This window comes from Amycolatopsis echigonensis, from assembly GCF_002846615.1.
Classification (GTDB): domain Bacteria; phylum Actinomycetota; class Actinomycetes; order Mycobacteriales; family Pseudonocardiaceae; genus Amycolatopsis; species Amycolatopsis echigonensis.
In genome coordinates, this window is sequence record NZ_PJMY01000003.1 from 7,834,991 (window position 1) to 7,849,614 (window position 14,624).

General features: G+C 71.0%; 14 protein-coding genes. 7 read left to right on the forward strand and 7 right to left on the reverse strand.

The genetic code is table 11. The annotated features are described in order from the left end of the window. Positions 1 to 48: 48 nt before the first annotated feature. Complete coding sequence (locus tag ATK30_RS41980; RefSeq protein ID WP_101440227.1) at positions 49 to 2,262, forward strand: serine/threonine-protein kinase; 2,214 nt, start codon at positions 49 to 51, stop codon at positions 2,260 to 2,262. Positions 2,263 to 2,266: 4 nt separating this feature from the next. On the opposite strand, the gene ATK30_RS41985 is transcribed toward ATK30_RS41980, so the two are convergent. The 3 genes from ATK30_RS41985 to ATK30_RS47185 are packed head-to-tail and all read right to left on the reverse strand — an operon-like array spanning position 2,267 to position 4,518. Further along, on the reverse strand, positions 2,267 to 2,719 hold the full coding sequence (locus tag ATK30_RS41985; protein ID WP_101440228.1) for a hypothetical protein: 453 nt from the start codon (positions 2,717 to 2,719) through the stop codon (positions 2,267 to 2,269). 53 nt (positions 2,720 to 2,772) lie between these two features. Next, complete coding sequence (locus tag ATK30_RS41990) at positions 2,773 to 3,138, reverse strand: YrdB family protein (RefSeq protein ID WP_101440229.1); 366 nt, start codon at positions 3,136 to 3,138, stop codon at positions 2,773 to 2,775. Positions 3,139 to 3,198: 60 nt separating this feature from the next. Beyond that, positions 3,199 to 4,518: a lysozyme gene (locus ATK30_RS47185; protein WP_101440230.1), complete on the reverse strand. Its 1,320-nt coding sequence runs from the start codon at positions 4,516 to 4,518 to the stop codon at positions 3,199 to 3,201. A 654-nt stretch (positions 4,519 to 5,172) separates the two neighbouring features. Here ATK30_RS47185 and ATK30_RS42000 point away from each other — a divergent pair. From ATK30_RS42000 to ATK30_RS42015, 4 genes are read left to right on the forward strand one after another with little or no spacing between them, the layout of a single operon-like run. Beyond that, the gene (locus tag ATK30_RS42000) at positions 5,173 to 6,465 is read left to right on the forward strand and encodes a sugar ABC transporter substrate-binding protein (RefSeq protein WP_101440231.1); all 1,293 of its coding nucleotides are present in this window, start codon (positions 5,173 to 5,175) and stop codon (positions 6,463 to 6,465) included. After that, entirely contained in the window at positions 6,462 to 7,448 is a 987-nt protein-coding gene (locus ATK30_RS42005; protein WP_101440232.1) for a carbohydrate ABC transporter permease, read from the forward strand. The genes ATK30_RS42000 and ATK30_RS42005 overlap by 4 nt, the downstream gene beginning before the upstream one ends. After that, positions 7,445 to 8,275: a carbohydrate ABC transporter permease gene (locus tag ATK30_RS42010; RefSeq protein ID WP_101440233.1), complete on the forward strand. Its 831-nt coding sequence runs from the start codon at positions 7,445 to 7,447 to the stop codon at positions 8,273 to 8,275. The genes ATK30_RS42005 and ATK30_RS42010 overlap by 4 nt, the downstream gene beginning before the upstream one ends. Positions 8,276 to 8,286: 11 nt before the next feature. After that, on the forward strand, positions 8,287 to 9,732 hold the full coding sequence (locus tag ATK30_RS42015; RefSeq protein WP_167442293.1) for a glycoside hydrolase family 3 protein: 1,446 nt from the start codon (positions 8,287 to 8,289) through the stop codon (positions 9,730 to 9,732). A gap of 84 nt (positions 9,733 to 9,816) precedes the next feature. On the opposite strand, the gene ATK30_RS42020 is transcribed toward ATK30_RS42015, so the two are convergent. Continuing rightward, positions 9,817 to 10,251 (reverse strand): ATP-binding protein, encoded by a 435-nt coding sequence (locus ATK30_RS42020; RefSeq protein ID WP_101440234.1) that lies wholly within the window; start codon positions 10,249 to 10,251, stop codon positions 9,817 to 9,819. 292 nt (positions 10,252 to 10,543) lie between these two features. Here ATK30_RS42020 and ATK30_RS42025 point away from each other — a divergent pair, with 292 nt between their 5' ends. Both ATK30_RS42025 and ATK30_RS42030 read left to right on the forward strand, forming a co-directional pair. Further along, a complete protein-coding gene (locus tag ATK30_RS42025; RefSeq protein ID WP_167442089.1) occupies positions 10,544 to 11,035 on the forward strand; it encodes a hypothetical protein in 492 nt (163 codons plus the stop codon). A 110-nt stretch (positions 11,036 to 11,145) separates the two neighbouring features. Then, complete coding sequence (locus ATK30_RS42030) at positions 11,146 to 11,328, forward strand: CsbD family protein (RefSeq protein ID WP_101440236.1); 183 nt, start codon at positions 11,146 to 11,148, stop codon at positions 11,326 to 11,328. A gap of 54 nt (positions 11,329 to 11,382) precedes the next feature. On the opposite strand, the gene ATK30_RS42035 is transcribed toward ATK30_RS42030, so the two are convergent. From ATK30_RS42035 to ATK30_RS42045, 3 genes are all read right to left on the reverse strand, one after another. Next, positions 11,383 to 12,354, reverse strand: coding sequence for an L-threonylcarbamoyladenylate synthase (locus ATK30_RS42035; RefSeq protein WP_244194883.1), 972 nt, complete (start codon positions 12,352 to 12,354; stop codon positions 11,383 to 11,385). A 71-nt stretch (positions 12,355 to 12,425) separates the two neighbouring features. Next, a complete protein-coding gene (locus ATK30_RS42040; protein WP_101440238.1) occupies positions 12,426 to 13,352 on the reverse strand; it encodes a sensor histidine kinase in 927 nt (308 codons plus the stop codon). Between the two features lie 312 nt (positions 13,353 to 13,664). Then, a complete protein-coding gene (locus ATK30_RS42045) occupies positions 13,665 to 14,615 on the reverse strand; it encodes a zinc-binding dehydrogenase (protein WP_220816321.1) in 951 nt (316 codons plus the stop codon). Positions 14,616 to 14,624 lie beyond the last annotated feature (9 nt).

A 14,624-nucleotide genomic window follows, 5' to 3' on the forward strand; every position in this document is an offset into this window, starting at 1 on the left:
GCGGCGGCGGCCCTCGGTAGGCTTTCCGGCACACCTGGGGAGGGGCGCGTGGACGAGACCGAGGCACCGACGCTCGACCGGCCGGACATCACCGGCCGGCTGCCCCGGTACCGGCTCGTCCGCCAGCTCGCGCGCACCCGGATGAGCGAGGTGTTCGAGGCCGCCGACACCTTCGCGGACGACCGCGCGGTCGCGCTCAAGGTCGTCGGCCCGGAGTTCATGGCGGTGCCCGGATTCCGCACCCGGTTCGAGCGCGAAACGCGGATCGCCCGCGACCTGGTGCATCCGAACGTGGTCCCGGTGCTGGACGCTGGGTTCACCGGCGACGGCTGTCTCGGCTACCTCGCGATGGAGTACGTCCGGGGCGCGAACCTCGGCAGCGTTCTCGCCGAGCGAGGCCCGCTGTCCTTCCCGGAGACAGTCGAGATCGGACGCGGGATCGCCGCCGCCCTCGACGCCGCACACGAACGCCGGCTCGTGCACCGGGACGTCAAGCCGGGCAACATTCTGCTCGGTGCCGACGGCCGCGCGTACCTGTGCGACTTCGGCATCGCCCGCCAGCTCGACCTCACGCAGCTCACCGCGACCGGGGCGTTCCTCGGCACGGTCGGCTACGCCGCTCCCGAGCAGCGCCAGGGCAAACCCGCCGGACCGGCCGCCGACGTGTACTCGCTCGCCTGCGTGCTCTGCGAATGCCTGGCCGGCGCTCCCCCGGGCCACCACACCGACCTCGGCCATCCCGGCGTCGCCGCCCTCCGCCGGTCGCTCAGCACCGATCCGGCCGCCCGGCATCCGACGTGCACCGCGCTGGTCGAGGATCTGATCGCCACCGCACGCCGGGACCGGCGCCGCCGCCGGGCGATGCGCGCGGGAGTCCCGGCGACCGCCGGTGCGGCACTGCTCCTCGCCGGGCTGATCGTCGCGAGCCCGTCCGGAATCGACGACGCCGCTCTCGCCCGGCTGCCCGCCGCTCTCCGCGCGGACTGCTCCAGCGCGGACTCGCCGGTCTCCGGCGCGACCGCGACAATCACCTGTCGCGACCCGGCCGGCCGAGCCGCCACCACCGCGCTGTACGCCGACCAGAAACAGGCCGACGACGCCTACTCGGCCGCCCTGTCCCGTGTCAAGGTGGCGTCAGGGCAGGGAGACTGTGCGTCGGCTGCCGGAGCCGAACACCGTTACCCGGCAACCGGACCCGCCCTCGGCCGCGTCTTCTGCTTGGCCGGGCCGTCCCTGTCCATGCTGGTCTGGAAGGACGACGCCGCCCACGCGGTCACCACCGCCCGAGCCTCGGCGAACGACGACGCCGCGTTGCGGGCGGCCTGGGTCAGCTGGACCGGCGCACCGGCTTTCCCGACCCCGGACGAAGTCGCCCTCACTCACCTCGCCGCCGGAAACAAGTGCCGCCGGGCGACACCAGGCGACCTCAGCGGCTACCCCGGTGCCGTCGCCGGGGTCTCCTGCACGCCGAGCGGCACCGGCGCACGCGACGTCTCCTACTACCGTTTCGCCGACGCCGCGGCAGTGCGCAAGAGCTTCGGCAGTCTGGTCGCCGCCGCGAAGGCAGCGAGCGGCGGACCTTGCCCGGGTTCTTTCCTGAGCACGACCCGCTTCGACTGGCTGAGCGTCGACCTCGGGCAGGTGCTCTGCCATCCAGGCCCGGAAAGCACCGTCGCGATCGACTGGAGCCTCGAATCCCTCCGCGTCATCGGCCACGTCGCCGGCACCGTCCCGGCAACCGTCGGCGGATGGTGGTCGCAGTGGCACCTCGCGCCGCTGACTCAAATCGTCGCGCAGGTCAACAGCGACGCCACCCCCGCGTTCCCGAGTCCGGCGGAAAACGCGCTGCTGCAACGGATTCCCGCCGCGTCCCGGGTCAACTGCGTGCGCCCGTCCGCGGACCAGCGATGGCAGGACGTCGGCGTGGCGCCGGCCGACGCGGCCGTCGCCTGCGGACGCACCAGCGGCGCCGAACTGGTCGTCTACTACCAATTGCCCGACACCGCCACGATGAACCAGGTCTTCAACAGCACCCAGACCACGGAAAAGGCCTGCACCGACCAGCCGTCCGGCTTCTCCGCCGACCGCCCGTACTCCCGCGGCGGCCACACCGGACGGCTCGCCTGCGCGACTCTCGACTCGAGCGGCGAGCGCTATCTCAAGTGGACCGACGACCAGACGAGGATCCTCGCGGTCGCGCATCGCGGCACCGAGCCGTTCGCGATGATCGACTGGTGGACCCACGACGCGGGCCCGTCCTGAGCCCTCAGCCCTGGACGGAGCCGCCGATCGAGGCCGACCCGGTGACGTTCCCGGAACCGCCGCTCGCGGTGTGCACGGATTCCTTGCCGTCCACGACCGAATACATCTCCACGTGGCCGCTCGCTCCGGAGTAGGTGATCTCCAGCGTCCACTGGTGCGGTTTCCCGTCGGCGGGCACGGTCAGCGACTGCCGCCACGGCATCTTCACCTGTCCGGTCTCCTTGGCGGCGCCGTCCAAGGTGTAGGTGACCTGTTTCAGCGAACCGGACCCGGTCGAGTTCAGCACGAGTGTGTGCGGCGGGCGATCGGGCACCTGTTCCTTGACCGGCGCGGCCGACGACGAGGGCGGCACCGGCTTGGGCGCGGGAGCCGGGGCGGGGCCGCCCGAGCACGCGGTCAGCGCGGCGAGCAGCGCGACCGGCGCGAACACCGTCCGGGCGGCAGTGCGAAAGTCCATGCGGGGACCATACTGAGCAACTGCCGGGACCGGTCCCGGCTCGGGAAATCCGCTCAGCCGTCCTTCGCCCAGATCCGCACTGCCACCGCGACCGCGATCCCGGCCACGCCGAGCACGATCCCCGCGACCAGCAGCCCGGACGCGATCAACCCGAGCGCGGCCACCGCGAACAGACCCGCCTCCAGGAAAAACCGGGTCGGTTCCGGACTGCGCCGCTTGGCCTTCGGCGCGATCACGAGCCACCAGATCGCGCCCGCCAGCGCCGGCCACAGGACCGCGGCCAGAATGTCGAGGAACACGCTCCCGCCGAGTCGCGCGCCGGCGACCGCGAGACCGGCCAGCAGCGCCAGTTCGGTCAGGAAGCGGACGACGAGCACCGCGCCGGGGAAACCGCGCACTTCGGGTCGAGTCGTGGTCACGCCGGGAAGCCTAACGGCCGGGCCCGCGCTCCGTGCGCGGAGTCGCGGACCCGGCCGGAATCAGCGCCGGGCCACCATCCGGGAGAGCGTCATCAGGATCGCCCCGAACACGAGCAGCGCCGCGCCGAACACGGCGAGCCGAGGGGTGCTCACGCCGGTTTTCGCCAGCGCCTGCTGCTTCGGCTGGCTCGCATCGGGCGCTGAGGTCTGCGTCGGCTGGCTGGTGGTCACCTCCTGCGGGGCCGAAGCCTTCGGCGTCACCTTCGCGACCTCGTGCACGTTGGCGGTGAGCGAATCGGCGTGCTTGGAGTCCGACAACGACCCCGGCGGGTTCGCCTGCTTGCCGCCCGCCCAGACGAGACCGCTGATGTCCTTCTTCGCCGCGGGCGACGACGTGGACGGGGTGGACGTGGTCGGCTTCGTCGCCGAGGACGTCGGGCTGCTGGACGTCGTCGGGCTCGCCTTCGTGGTCGTCGTCGGCGAAGTCGTGGCCGAACTGGTGGGCGTCTTCGTCGGTGTCTTAGTCGGCGTCTTCGTGGCCGACGACGTCGGCGGCGCGCTCGTGGTCGGCGGCGTCGACGTCGGCGGCTTCGTCGACGTGGTCGGCTTCGGCGGAACCGGGGCCTCGCTCTTCGGAGCGTCGCCGCCGGCGAACTTGATCAGCTGCTCCATCGAGCCGTTGAACGAGTCCTGGTCGCCGGGTTTGCTGCCGGAGTCGGAGTACTGCCAGACCGTGTAGTAGCGCCAGCCCGAGGGCAGCGGTCCCGCGCTTTGCGCGTACCGGGCGATGAACAGCGGATGCGTGTCGCCGAACGCCGCCGAGTTCCCGGTGCAGGTCTTCCACCAGTCGGTGGTGGTGTAGAGCATCGGCCAGCGCGAGGTTTTCGCGTGCAGCCGCTCGGAGAACGACCGGACCCACGACACCATCGCCGACTGCGACAGGCCGAAGCAGGTCGAGCCGTAGGGGTTGTATTCGATGTCCAGCATCGGCGGCATCGTGCGGCCGTCCGCGGACCAGCCGCCGCCGTGCGCGACGAAGTAGTCCGCCTGCGTCGCGCCGTCGGACACGTCCGGACGCGCGAAGTGGTAGGCGCCGCGGATCATCCCGACGTCGTAAGAGCCGTTGTACTGCTGCGCGAAATACGGGTTCTGGTACCCGGTGCCCTCGGTCGCCTTGACGTACGCGAAGCGCGCACCGGCGTTCCAGGCCGCTTTCCAGTCCACATTGCCCTGGTGCCCGGACACATCCATGCCCGGCACCTCGGCAGGTGCCGCAGCCGCCTGGGGCGCGTGCAGCAGCCCCAGCGCTCCGGCGGCAGCCACCGCTGCCGCCGCGACGACCGCACCCGCCCGAGCCGCTATCCGCCCGGAGCCCGTCATCCTCTACTCCCTCTTCTTTTCCCGCCCTGGGAGCGCTCCGGCCGTCCGCGTCTCTTCCCCAAGAGCGGCACCGGATCACCTGGGCGAGCCCCAGTGTGTGTGACACGCGGGACGCCTGTAAACCACCGGGAGTGATGTGACACGTGGTACACAAGAGGTTTTCCGAGGTCATCGGGGGTACGGCGAGCGTCGGCCGGAATGAAACTCACCCACCCCGGGTCACTGTCGGCGGCCAGTCCGGCACTCGTCGCAGTGGGTAATCACCTCTCCTGGAGGCCGAAACGCGGCGCCGCGCCGGGCCGGATGGCAGCTGTCGCGAGTCCGCTGCCGCGTCCTCGCGCAAGGGCCGGAAGTCGTCCGCGCGGAGCTTCCAGACGTGACCGCGCAGCGCCCGGCTCGGCGAGCCGTTCACGAACAACTCCCCCGCCCCGGAAACCGTTGCCCGTACTGCGGAAACCGCGCTCTACCAGCACATTCCGCCGCGACACGGGTAACCGCGCGGATACGCAGCGTCACCCCGGCGGCCGTCTTCGCAACATCTTGGCAACCGGCTTGACACCGGCTGTGGTCCGGACCACTCTGCTGGACATTGGTCTACACCATTTGTCATTCAGCCCCGGTCGCCGACGACCGGGCACCGAAAGGACGAGACACGTGAAGCGCTGGCTCAAGCTGGCGGCGGGAGCCGCCGCCATCACGCTCGCCACGGCCGGGTGTGCCGGCTCCGGCGGGAGTGAGAACGCCTCGAGCGCTGGGGGCGCGCAGGACGGCAAGCTGACAGTCTGGCTGATGACCGGCTCCGCGCCGGACAGCCTGACCTCCGCCCTGAACAAGGAATTCGAGGCCGCCCACCCCGGCGTCAAGGTCGACTACCAGATCCAGCAGTGGAACGGCATCCAGCAGAAGCTGACCACCGCGCTGGCCAGCGACACCCCGCCGGACGTCATCGAGGTCGGCAACACGCAGACCCCGGCGTTCGCCTCGCAGGGCGTGCTGGCCGACCTCTCCGGCGACGTCAACAACCTCAACGGAGGACAGTGGCTCGCCGGGCTCAAGGCGTCCGGCCAGTACGACGGCAAAACCGTCGGCGTGCCGTTCTACGCCGCGAACCGCGTCGTCATGTACCGCAAAGACATGTTCGAGCAGGCCGGCATCGCGAAGCCGCCCGCCTCGAACGACGAATGGCTCGACGACATCGCGAAGCTGAAGGCGAAGTTCGGCAGCGACCCGCAGTTCCAGCCGCTCTACATGCCGGGCCAGAACTGGTACGCGCTGTCGTCGTTCATCTGGGACAACGGCGGCGACATCGCCAAGGCCGAGGGCAAGTCCTTCAAGTCCTCGCTCACCACCCCCGAAGCCAAGGCAGGCCTCGAGTTCTACAAGAAGCTCGTGGACACCTCCGGCACCACCGCGCCCAAGGACAACGACGAGGCCACGCCGCAGCAGGCGGGCATCTACGGCGCGGGCAAGGTCGCCATGTTCATCGGCACCCCGAACGAGGTGGCGACCGCGGCCAAGACCGACCCGGGCATCACCGCCGAGACCGGCGCGTTCCCGATCCCGTCGAAGACCGCCGGCCAGACCGCCCCGGTGTTCCTCGGCGGCTCGAACCTGGTCGTCCCGCTCAACAGCAAGCACCAGGACCTCGCCAAGGACTACCTGAAGCTGCTGACCAGCACCAAGTACATGACGCAGCTGGCCGCGAGCGGCTACGTGCCGGGCACCTCCACCGACGTCAGCGCCCTGGACAAGGACCCGCTGGGCTCGGTGATGGCGAAGGCGTCGAAGAACGGCCGCGCGATGCCGGCCAGCCCGAAGTGGGGCGAGGTCGAATCCGGCCAGAACCCGCTGAAGGACATGCTGACCGCTTACCTGACCGGGAAGAAGACCCTGGACCAGGCCGCGGCCGACGCGAACACGGCCCTCGACAAGATCATCGGCGGATGACCGCGACGAAGGACACGCCGGTGCCGGCGGGGGCGACCCCGCCGGCACCGGCGCACGTCGGCGCGGCGCGCCGGCGGGGCGGCGGCTGGATCAGCGAACGGCTCATGCCGTACCTGCTGCTCCTGCCCGCGCTCGCCGCCGTGCTGGTGCTGCTCGGCTGGCCCACCGTCCAGATGCTCGGCATCAGCCTCCGCCGGCTCGACCTGCGCGAGCTGGTGACCGGCAAGATGGTGTGGATCGGCTTCAAGAACTACACCGACGTGCTGTGCGACCCCGAGTTCTGGGCAGTCGCGCTCCGCACGGTCCTCTTCACCGGCGCTCTCGTCGCCGCGACGCTGCTCGTGGCGCTGCTGATCGCGGTGCTGATGCGGCATCTCCACCCGGTGCTGCGGATCTTCGTGCAGATTTCCCTGGTGCTCGCGTGGGCGGTGCCGGTCATCGCCACCACCACCGTCTTCCAGTGGATCTTCGACCAGCAATACGGCATCCTCAACAAGACGCTGGACCGGCTGGGTTTCCATTCCTTCATCGGGTATTCGTGGTTCTCCACCGGCACGAGCACGCTCGTGGTGATCGGGCTGCTGGTGCTGTGGCAGGCGGTCCCGTTCGTCGCGTTCACGCTCTACGCGGGCCTCATCGGCGTGCCGCGCGAGCAGTACGAGGCGGCGGGCATCGACGGGGCCGGGCCGTGGCAGACGTTCCGCGCGGTCAGCTGGCCGGCGATCCGGCCGATCCTGACGATGGTGACGTTCCTGTCGATGCTGTGGGACTTCAACATGTTCGCCCAGGTGTGGGCCATCCGCCAGGGCGGCCCGGGCGGCGCGAGCACGACCCTGGCGATCCTGCAGTACCTCAAGGGCATCGCGGGCAGCCACTTCGGCTCCGCCGCGGCCATCGCCACCATCATGCTGGTGCTGCTCCTGCTGGTCACCGGCCGGTACGTGCAGCTGCTGGTCCGGACCAAGGACGGGGAGATCGCATGAGGAAGTCCCTGCCCGCCCGGGTGCTGGTGTCGGTCGCCGGCGTGCTCGTGGCGCTGCTGTTCCTCTTCCCGACGTACTGGATGTTCACGACGTCGCTGAAGACGCCGGGCGACGTGCTGTCGCCGAAGTACGACCTGATCCCGACCTCGGCGACGCTGTCGAACTTCGCGTCGGCGCTGACCAAGCCCGGGTTCGTCACGTACCTGACCAACAGCCTGATCGTGACGCTCGGCGCGGTGCTGGCCGCGCTGGTGGTGGGCGTCCTCGCGGCGATCCCGCTGGCCCGCTTCCGTTTCCGCGGCCGCAAGGGGTTCCTGCTGCTGATCCTGGTCGCGCAACTGGCCCCGCTCTCGGCGCTGTTCATCCCGATGTACCTGCTGATGCGCGACATCGGGCTGCTCAACACGCTGCCGTCGCTGCTGCTGGTGTACTTCGCGACGTCGCTGCCGTTCACCGTGTGGATGCTCTACGGGTTCGTCAACGGCATCCCGTACGACCTCGAAGAGGCCGCGATGATCGACGGCTGCAGCCGAGTCGGCGCGTTCCGCCGGGTCACGCTGCCGCTGCTCGGACCGGGCCTGGTGACCACGTCGGTGTTCAGCTTCATCACCGCGTGGAACGAATTCCTGTTCGCCCTGGTGTTCATGCGCGACCAGGCGAAGCAGACACTGCCAGTCTGGCTGTCGTCGTTCAAGACGGCGTTCTCGATCGACTGGGGCGGCGTCATGGCCGCGTCCGTGGTCTACGCGATCCCGGCGGTGATCTTCTTCCTGATCGTGCAACGGAAACTCGTGTCCGGCATGACCGCCGGCGCGGTGAAGGGATAACGGTGGCTGAGCTGTCCGAAACCCGCCGGCTCGCCGAAGCCGTGCTGCTGCCCGGATTCGCCGGGACGACCGCGCCGGACTGGGTGCGCCGCCGCCTCGCCGAAGGCCTCGGCGGCGTGATCCTGTTCGGGCGCAACGTGGTCGACGACGAACAGGTCGCCGCGCTCACCTCCGCGCTGCGGTCCGAGCGGGACGGCGTGGTCGTCGGGATCGACGAGGAAGGCGGCGACGTCACCCGCCTTGACGTCGGCAAGGGCTCGTTCGTGCCCGGCCCGCTCGCCCTCGGCGCGGCCGGGGATCCGGAGCTGACCGCGTCCGTCGCCGCGGCTCTCGGAGAGCGGCTGGCGGCGTGCGGGGCCACGGTCAACCTCGCGCCCTGCGCGGATCTCACGCTCGCGGCGGAGGATCCGGGCATCGGCGTGCGCGCGTTCGGCTCGGATCCGGCGGCGGCCTCGCCGCACGTCGCGGCCTTCGTCACCGGCCTGCAGAAGTACGGCGTCGCCGCGTGCGCCAAGCACTTCCCCGGCCACGGCGCGGCGACCGAGGATTCGCATCTCTCGCTGCCGGTGCTGCCGCGGACCGCGGCCGAGTTGCGGGAGGTCGAACTCGTCCCGTTCGCCGCCGCGATCGACGCGGGCGTCCGGACGGTCATGTCCGGCCACCTTGTCGTGCGGGAATGGGGCGACGAACCGGCGACGTTCAACCGGACCGCGCTCGTCGACGTGCTGCGCGGCGAACTGGGGTTCACCGGGGCGGTCATCACCGACGCGTTGGAGATGGGGGCGGTCTCCGGGGCGTACGGACGGCACGACGGTCTCGGCGAAGCTTCCGTCCGGGCCCTTCTGGGCGGTGCCGACGCGCTGTGCCTCGGTGGGGCCGCGTTCGACGCCGAGACTCTCGACCGGACCGCGGAGGCGATTGTCGCGGCCGTGACCGAGGGACGGCTTTCCTTGGAGCGGCTGGCTGATGCCGCTGCCCGGACCGCTTCGCTGGGCACCTCCCCTGCTCCGGCAACGGTGCAGCCGGTGGACTGCTCGCTCGGTCTGTCCGCCGCGCGAGCCGCGTTGCGGATTACCGGCACGCCCCGGCTGACGGGTCCGTCGCTGGTGGTGGACGTGCAGACCGAGCCGGGCATCGCGGCCGGGCCGATGCCGTGGGGGCTGGGCGCGCATCTGGCGGAGCTGGTCCCGGGCACCAGGACCCTCTCGGTCTCGCCCGACGACGTCTCGACGGTTCTGGCCGAGGCCTCCTCGGCGGAGAGCGTCGTGATCGTGACCCGGGAAGCGCACCGGCATCCGGCGGTGCGGGAGTTCCTGGCCGGTCTGTCCACTGTGGACTACATCCGGGTAGAGACCGGGGTTACCGGGCCGGAGACCGGGCCGGGGCCGAGGATCGACACCTTCAGCGGTTCCTACGTGAGCCTGCGGGCCGCGGCGGAGCACTTGGCTCGATCGTAAGGCTGTCCGTGACGGGAACCCTGCGGGACTCCGCTTCCCTCAGGGTTCCCCTCCCCACTGGCAGCGCACCGGACCGGGACTGGTTCAGAGGGGCAGCTCTGCCCAAACAGTCTTCCCGCCCGCCCCGGGTGTCTGGCCCCAGCGGGCGGCGAGCGCGTCGATCAGCGCCAGCCCGCGTCCCCCGCCCTCGTAGCCTTCCCGGCAACGAGCGAGAACCGGGAGCGAGTCGGACACTTCGATCAGGAGCCGGTCTCCGCGCAGCGACAGAGCCAGATCGCACGGCGGGCGAGCGTGCCGCATCGCGTTGCTGGCCATCTCGTCGAGCACCAGGCTCGCGTCGGCCACCGCGTCTGGGGCAGCATGCGGGCGGTGGCGGCGCACGAACGCGACCGCCTCGTCGCGAACCTGTCGCAACGCCGGGAAATCCCGGCCCAGCACCAGGTCCAAACGGGCGGCCCCGCCCTCCGGCGACGCGGCTCGCACGGGCAAGCGACTGTGCCGGAATTCGTCCACACTCACGGTTGACCTCCCCTCGGCGCCCCAGCCAAGAAGGAGGTACCCGCGCGTGCACCTGTCCACTCCAGCCACAGTGCCGGAACCGTGAACTCGCCGCGGAGAAGACGGATCAGCAATTTGCGGGGCGCCCCGCGAATTCCGCAGCGATTTCGCGGGAATTCCCCTGAATACCCGGCGAGCGGAATCCCAAACCGGAAATCCGGCACAGGTGCGCGATCTCGTTCACCGCCAGGTTTTCCGGCCTCCGTTTCTCTCTTTCCGTGCGGGGTTTCGCGCACTGTGCCACCGTTTTCTCATGACTGACATGCCTGCCTACCCCTCCCCTTCCGACGGAACTCCCGCCGCGGCCCCGCCGCGCCCCGCGGTGATCACGGGTGCGTTCTGGTCGTTCGTCGCCGCCACGGTCGTCGGTTTGGCCGGAGCCGTGTTCCTGTTCTTCGCGCGAGACACGTTGACGGACGCGATGCGAAGAGCGAACGGGCAGAACGCCACCCGCCTCACCGAGGCCCAGATCGACCAGGCGGTCACGATCGGCATCGTCGTCGGAGCGGTGATCGCTGTCGTGTTCGCGTTGCTGCACTTGCTGTTCGCGTTCAAACTCCGCGCGGGCCGCAACTGGGCGAGGATCGTGCTCACCGTGCTCACCGCCCTCCAAGTCGTCTCCTTGCTGGCGGGACAGGGCACAGTCGTCAGCTACGTCGGCGCCGCCTTCGCCGTGCTCGGCGTCGTCCTGTCGTTTCTCCCCGAAGCCAATCAGTACATCGCCGCCGCCAAGGTTCGCCGCTGACCGCCGGTTTGCGCACTGCTCCGGACGGGTAATCCGGAGTCATCGCCAAGATCGTTTTTCTTGCTCCGCCGCGGGATGAGGAATCCCCGAGACGAGAAGAGGTCATCGACATGAGCGACACCGCCGGAAACAAGGCCGAGGAACTCAAGGGCAAGGCCAAGGAAGCTGTCGGCGACGCCACCGGGAACGAGCAGTGGCAGGCCGAGGGCAAAGCCGAGCGGGCCAAGGGCGCGCTCAAGCAGGCGGCGGAAAAAGTCAAGGACGCCGCCAAGAGCGTCAAAGACCGTCCGTGAGGGCAACCCTGAGGGACTCTGATTCCCTCAGGGCTCCCCGCAGCTCGGAAGCGTTCAGGGGCGCGGCCCCGCGGCGCGGCGAAGGCGGTTCGCGATCGCGAGGCCCAGCCCCTTCTCCTCCGGGAGCGACGCGACGATCAGGTCGCACCCCTGCCGGTCCAGCTCGCGCAGGAAGCCGTACAGGCCGCGGGCGTACTCGGCCGGCGAAGCCGGAACGGCCACGACGGCGCGGACCTCAGGCGGCGCGCCGTCGTGAGACGGCGGCAGGAAGACGCCCACCTGGTGCCCCAGCCCCTGGGCGCGTTCCGCCTCGGCGACGACCTGGTCCGGTTCGACGAGAACCACCCGCGCCCGCGGCGCGTAATGCGACGGGTGCTGGCCGGGAACCCGGATCGGGCTCGCGGACGGCACTTCGAGGGAAAACCCGAGCACGGCTTCGAGGTCTTCCCGGGCCACGCCGCCGGGCCGCAGCACGCTGAGGGTGTCGCCGGTGGCGTCGACGATGGTGGACTCCACCCCGACCTGGCAGGGGCCGCCGTCCAGCACGAAGTCGACGGCGTCGCCCAGTTCCGCGCGGACGTGGTCCGCTGTGGTCGGGCTGACCGAGCCGAACCGGTTGGCCGACGGAGCCGCGGCGCCGCCGCCGAACGCCGACAGCAGCGCCAGCGCCACCGGATGGTCCGGGACGCGCACGCCGACGGTCTCCAGGCCGCCGGTCGCCGCCAAGGACGCCCGCGGGCCGCGCCGCAGCACCAGGGTGAGCGGGCCCGGCCAGAACTGCTCGGCCAGCAGCCGCGCCGGTTCGGGCACCTTCTCGACCCAGCCGTCCAGGTGCTCCGCACCGGCGACGTGGACGATCAGCGGATGCGTGGGCGGGCGGCCCTTCGCCTGGAAGATGCGGGATACCGCCGCCGGATCCGAGGCATCGGCGCCCAAGCCGTAGACCGTCTCGGTCGGGAAGGCCACCAGGCCCCCGTCGCGCAGCACCCCGGCCGCCTTCTCGATGTCGCCAGCTGCCGCGGTCACGCTCGCACTCTCCTGCCAGACGGATAGCTTTCTGTCGGCCATCAGCCTAAGACGCGGCTTCCCAGCGCCCTTCACCCGGCGGCAAACCGCGCCTCCACCGTCGACCCGGCCGGGTCCGAATGCATGCGCACCAGATCCGCGAGATGGTTCACCAGGAGCAGCCCCCGGCCGCGGACCTGATCCGGGAGAACCGGGACGCGGCCGGCCATCGGATCCGCCAGCCAACCCTCGTCCCAGACCTGGCAGACCAGCTCGCCGTCGGCGGAACCCAGCCGCACCACCGCGGCTCCGCTGCCGTGCTCCACGCTGTTGACCGCCAGCTCCGACACCGCCATCACCACGTCCTCGACCCGGTCTTCGGCAAGACCGTGCCGCCGCGCCGCCTCGGCGGCCACCTGACGGAGGTGGACGAGGTCCGGTTCCGCGACGACAAAGGACCGGGCGTCAGGCGGGGGCGGCAGTTCGCGGTTGTAGTCGGCGACCACCGCGTCGGGTGCGTAGTCCGCGCTCGCTCGCCACTCCCCCGCGCCGTCGATCAGCCACGGATGCGTCCGGAGCGCGTCGGCCAGTTCCGTCGGGCCCAGCGCTTCGGCGTCGTACGGGCACAGGATCGTCGCCCAGCGGTCCTCGAACGCCACGTTGATCAACGCCTCGTGCTGGGCGCACGCCGGGTACTCGGCCGCCGACCGGCCGGCCCAGATCGGCTCCCCGACGATCCGCACGTGCCGGTCCGGGTGCTCGTCGGCGAACGCGCGCAGCACGCCCGGGATGATCCGGCCCGGATTGCGGCCCGCCTCGGTCATGTCGACCAGCAGCACCCGCCCGGCGTCGTCGCCCAGTTCGGCCCGGACCAGGCGCACGTGCTCCGGCGGCGCGGCGACCGCGACCGGCTCGCCCGCCGCCAGCCCGTCGCGGACGAACCGGCCGACCCCGGCCGCGAACTCGCCGGCGTCGCGGTAGAACAGCGCCGGATGCAGGAACGCCTGCCCCGTGTCCATCACGGACACCCCGCCGGAAACAGCGTCTTCTCCGCGGGCACCACGATCACAACCTCACCTCTGCCGTCCGCCGGACAGCTCGGTTCACCTTGCCGGCCAAGGCTAACTCAGCCGCCGGACGCACACGCACCGGCGGCGGGGATCCTAGGGGGCGACAGGCCTCGTGACCTGCCCGAACTTCCTGCGCCAGAAGCCTTTTCGGGACAACTGACGACTGCCTCGCTCCGCGGGTTCAGGGCACTTTCTCCAGGCATCGCCGCCGTCTCGGTCAGGGGAAGGGAAATCGCGGCAACGGGCGCGGCGGCCCGCCGCTCAAGTGAGCGCGAGAACTGTCTTTCCCCGCCCGTGCCCGGAATCGAGCCGTTCGTGGGCTCGCCGCACCTGGTCGAGCGGCAGGACCTGGTCGACGACGGGGCGGGCCTGGCCGCGTTCGAAGAGCGGGGTCAGCTCCTCCAGGCGGCCGCGCTCCCGGGTGAGCAGGATCCCGTGCAGCTCCTGGTTCCGCTGGTACAGGGCGCGCAGCTCGCCCTTCGGCGGCAGCACCGTCGCGATCCGGCCGAACGCCCGGGCCGCCGCGGAGCTCTTCGCGACGTTCTCCCCGCCGACGAGGTCGAGCACCGCGTCGGCGCCCCGGCCGCCGGTGTGCTCGAACACCGCCTCGACCGGGTCGGTCTCGTGGTAGTCGATCGGGACGGCGCCGAGGTCGCGCAGCAGGTCCTGGTTGTCCGGACCCGCCGTGGCCAGCACCCGGGCGCCCGCGGCGATCGCGAACTGCACGGCGAACGAGCCGACCCCGCCGGCGCCGGCGTGCACCAGCACCGTCTCCCCGGGCCGGACCGCCAGCCGGCGGACGATCGCCTCCCACGCGGTCCCGCCGGCGAGCGGGATCGCCGCCGCCTCCACGTGGCTGAGCCCGCGCGGTTTGGGCGCCGCGATGGCCGCCGCGACGACGTTCAGCTCGGTGTAGCTGCCCAAGCGCGACGCCATCTCCGGGGTGTAGAACACCTCGTCGCCCTCGGCGAAGTCAGTCACGCCGGGGCCGACTGCCGCCACGACGCCCGACACGTCGCCGCCCAGCACCGCGGGCAGCTCGAGGTCCGGGATCGCCACCCCCTGCCGGATCTTCGCCTCCACCGGGTTCGTCCCCGACGCGAACACCCGGACCAGGATTTCACCCGGTCCCGCTTCGGGGCGTTCGATCTCCCGCACCGCCAGGACGTCCGGGCCGCCGAACTCGTCCATCACCACAGCTTGCACAGACATTCCGCCCTG

Coding starts and splice junctions, on each gene's coding strand:
- ATK30_RS41985 (WP_101440228.1), bottom strand. CDS start 2,719: ATGGACTTTCGCACTGCCGCCCGGACGGTGTTCGCGCCGGTCGCGCTG.
- ATK30_RS47185 (WP_101440230.1), bottom strand. CDS start 4,518: ATGACGGGCTCCGGGCGGATAGCGGCTCGGGCGGGTGCGGTCGTCGCG.
- ATK30_RS42005 (WP_101440232.1), top strand. CDS start 6,462: ATGACCGCGACGAAGGACACGCCGGTGCCGGCGGGGGCGACCCCGCCG.
- ATK30_RS42010 (WP_101440233.1), top strand. CDS start 7,445: ATGAGGAAGTCCCTGCCCGCCCGGGTGCTGGTGTCGGTCGCCGGCGTG.
- ATK30_RS42025 (WP_167442089.1), top strand. CDS start 10,544: ATGACTGACATGCCTGCCTACCCCTCCCCTTCCGACGGAACTCCCGCC.
- ATK30_RS42030 (WP_101440236.1), top strand. CDS start 11,146: ATGAGCGACACCGCCGGAAACAAGGCCGAGGAACTCAAGGGCAAGGCC.
- ATK30_RS42040 (WP_101440238.1), bottom strand. CDS start 13,352: ATGGACACGGGGCAGGCGTTCCTGCATCCGGCGCTGTTCTACCGCGAC.
- ATK30_RS42045 (WP_220816321.1), bottom strand. CDS start 14,615: ATGTCTGTGCAAGCTGTGGTGATGGACGAGTTCGGCGGCCCGGACGTC.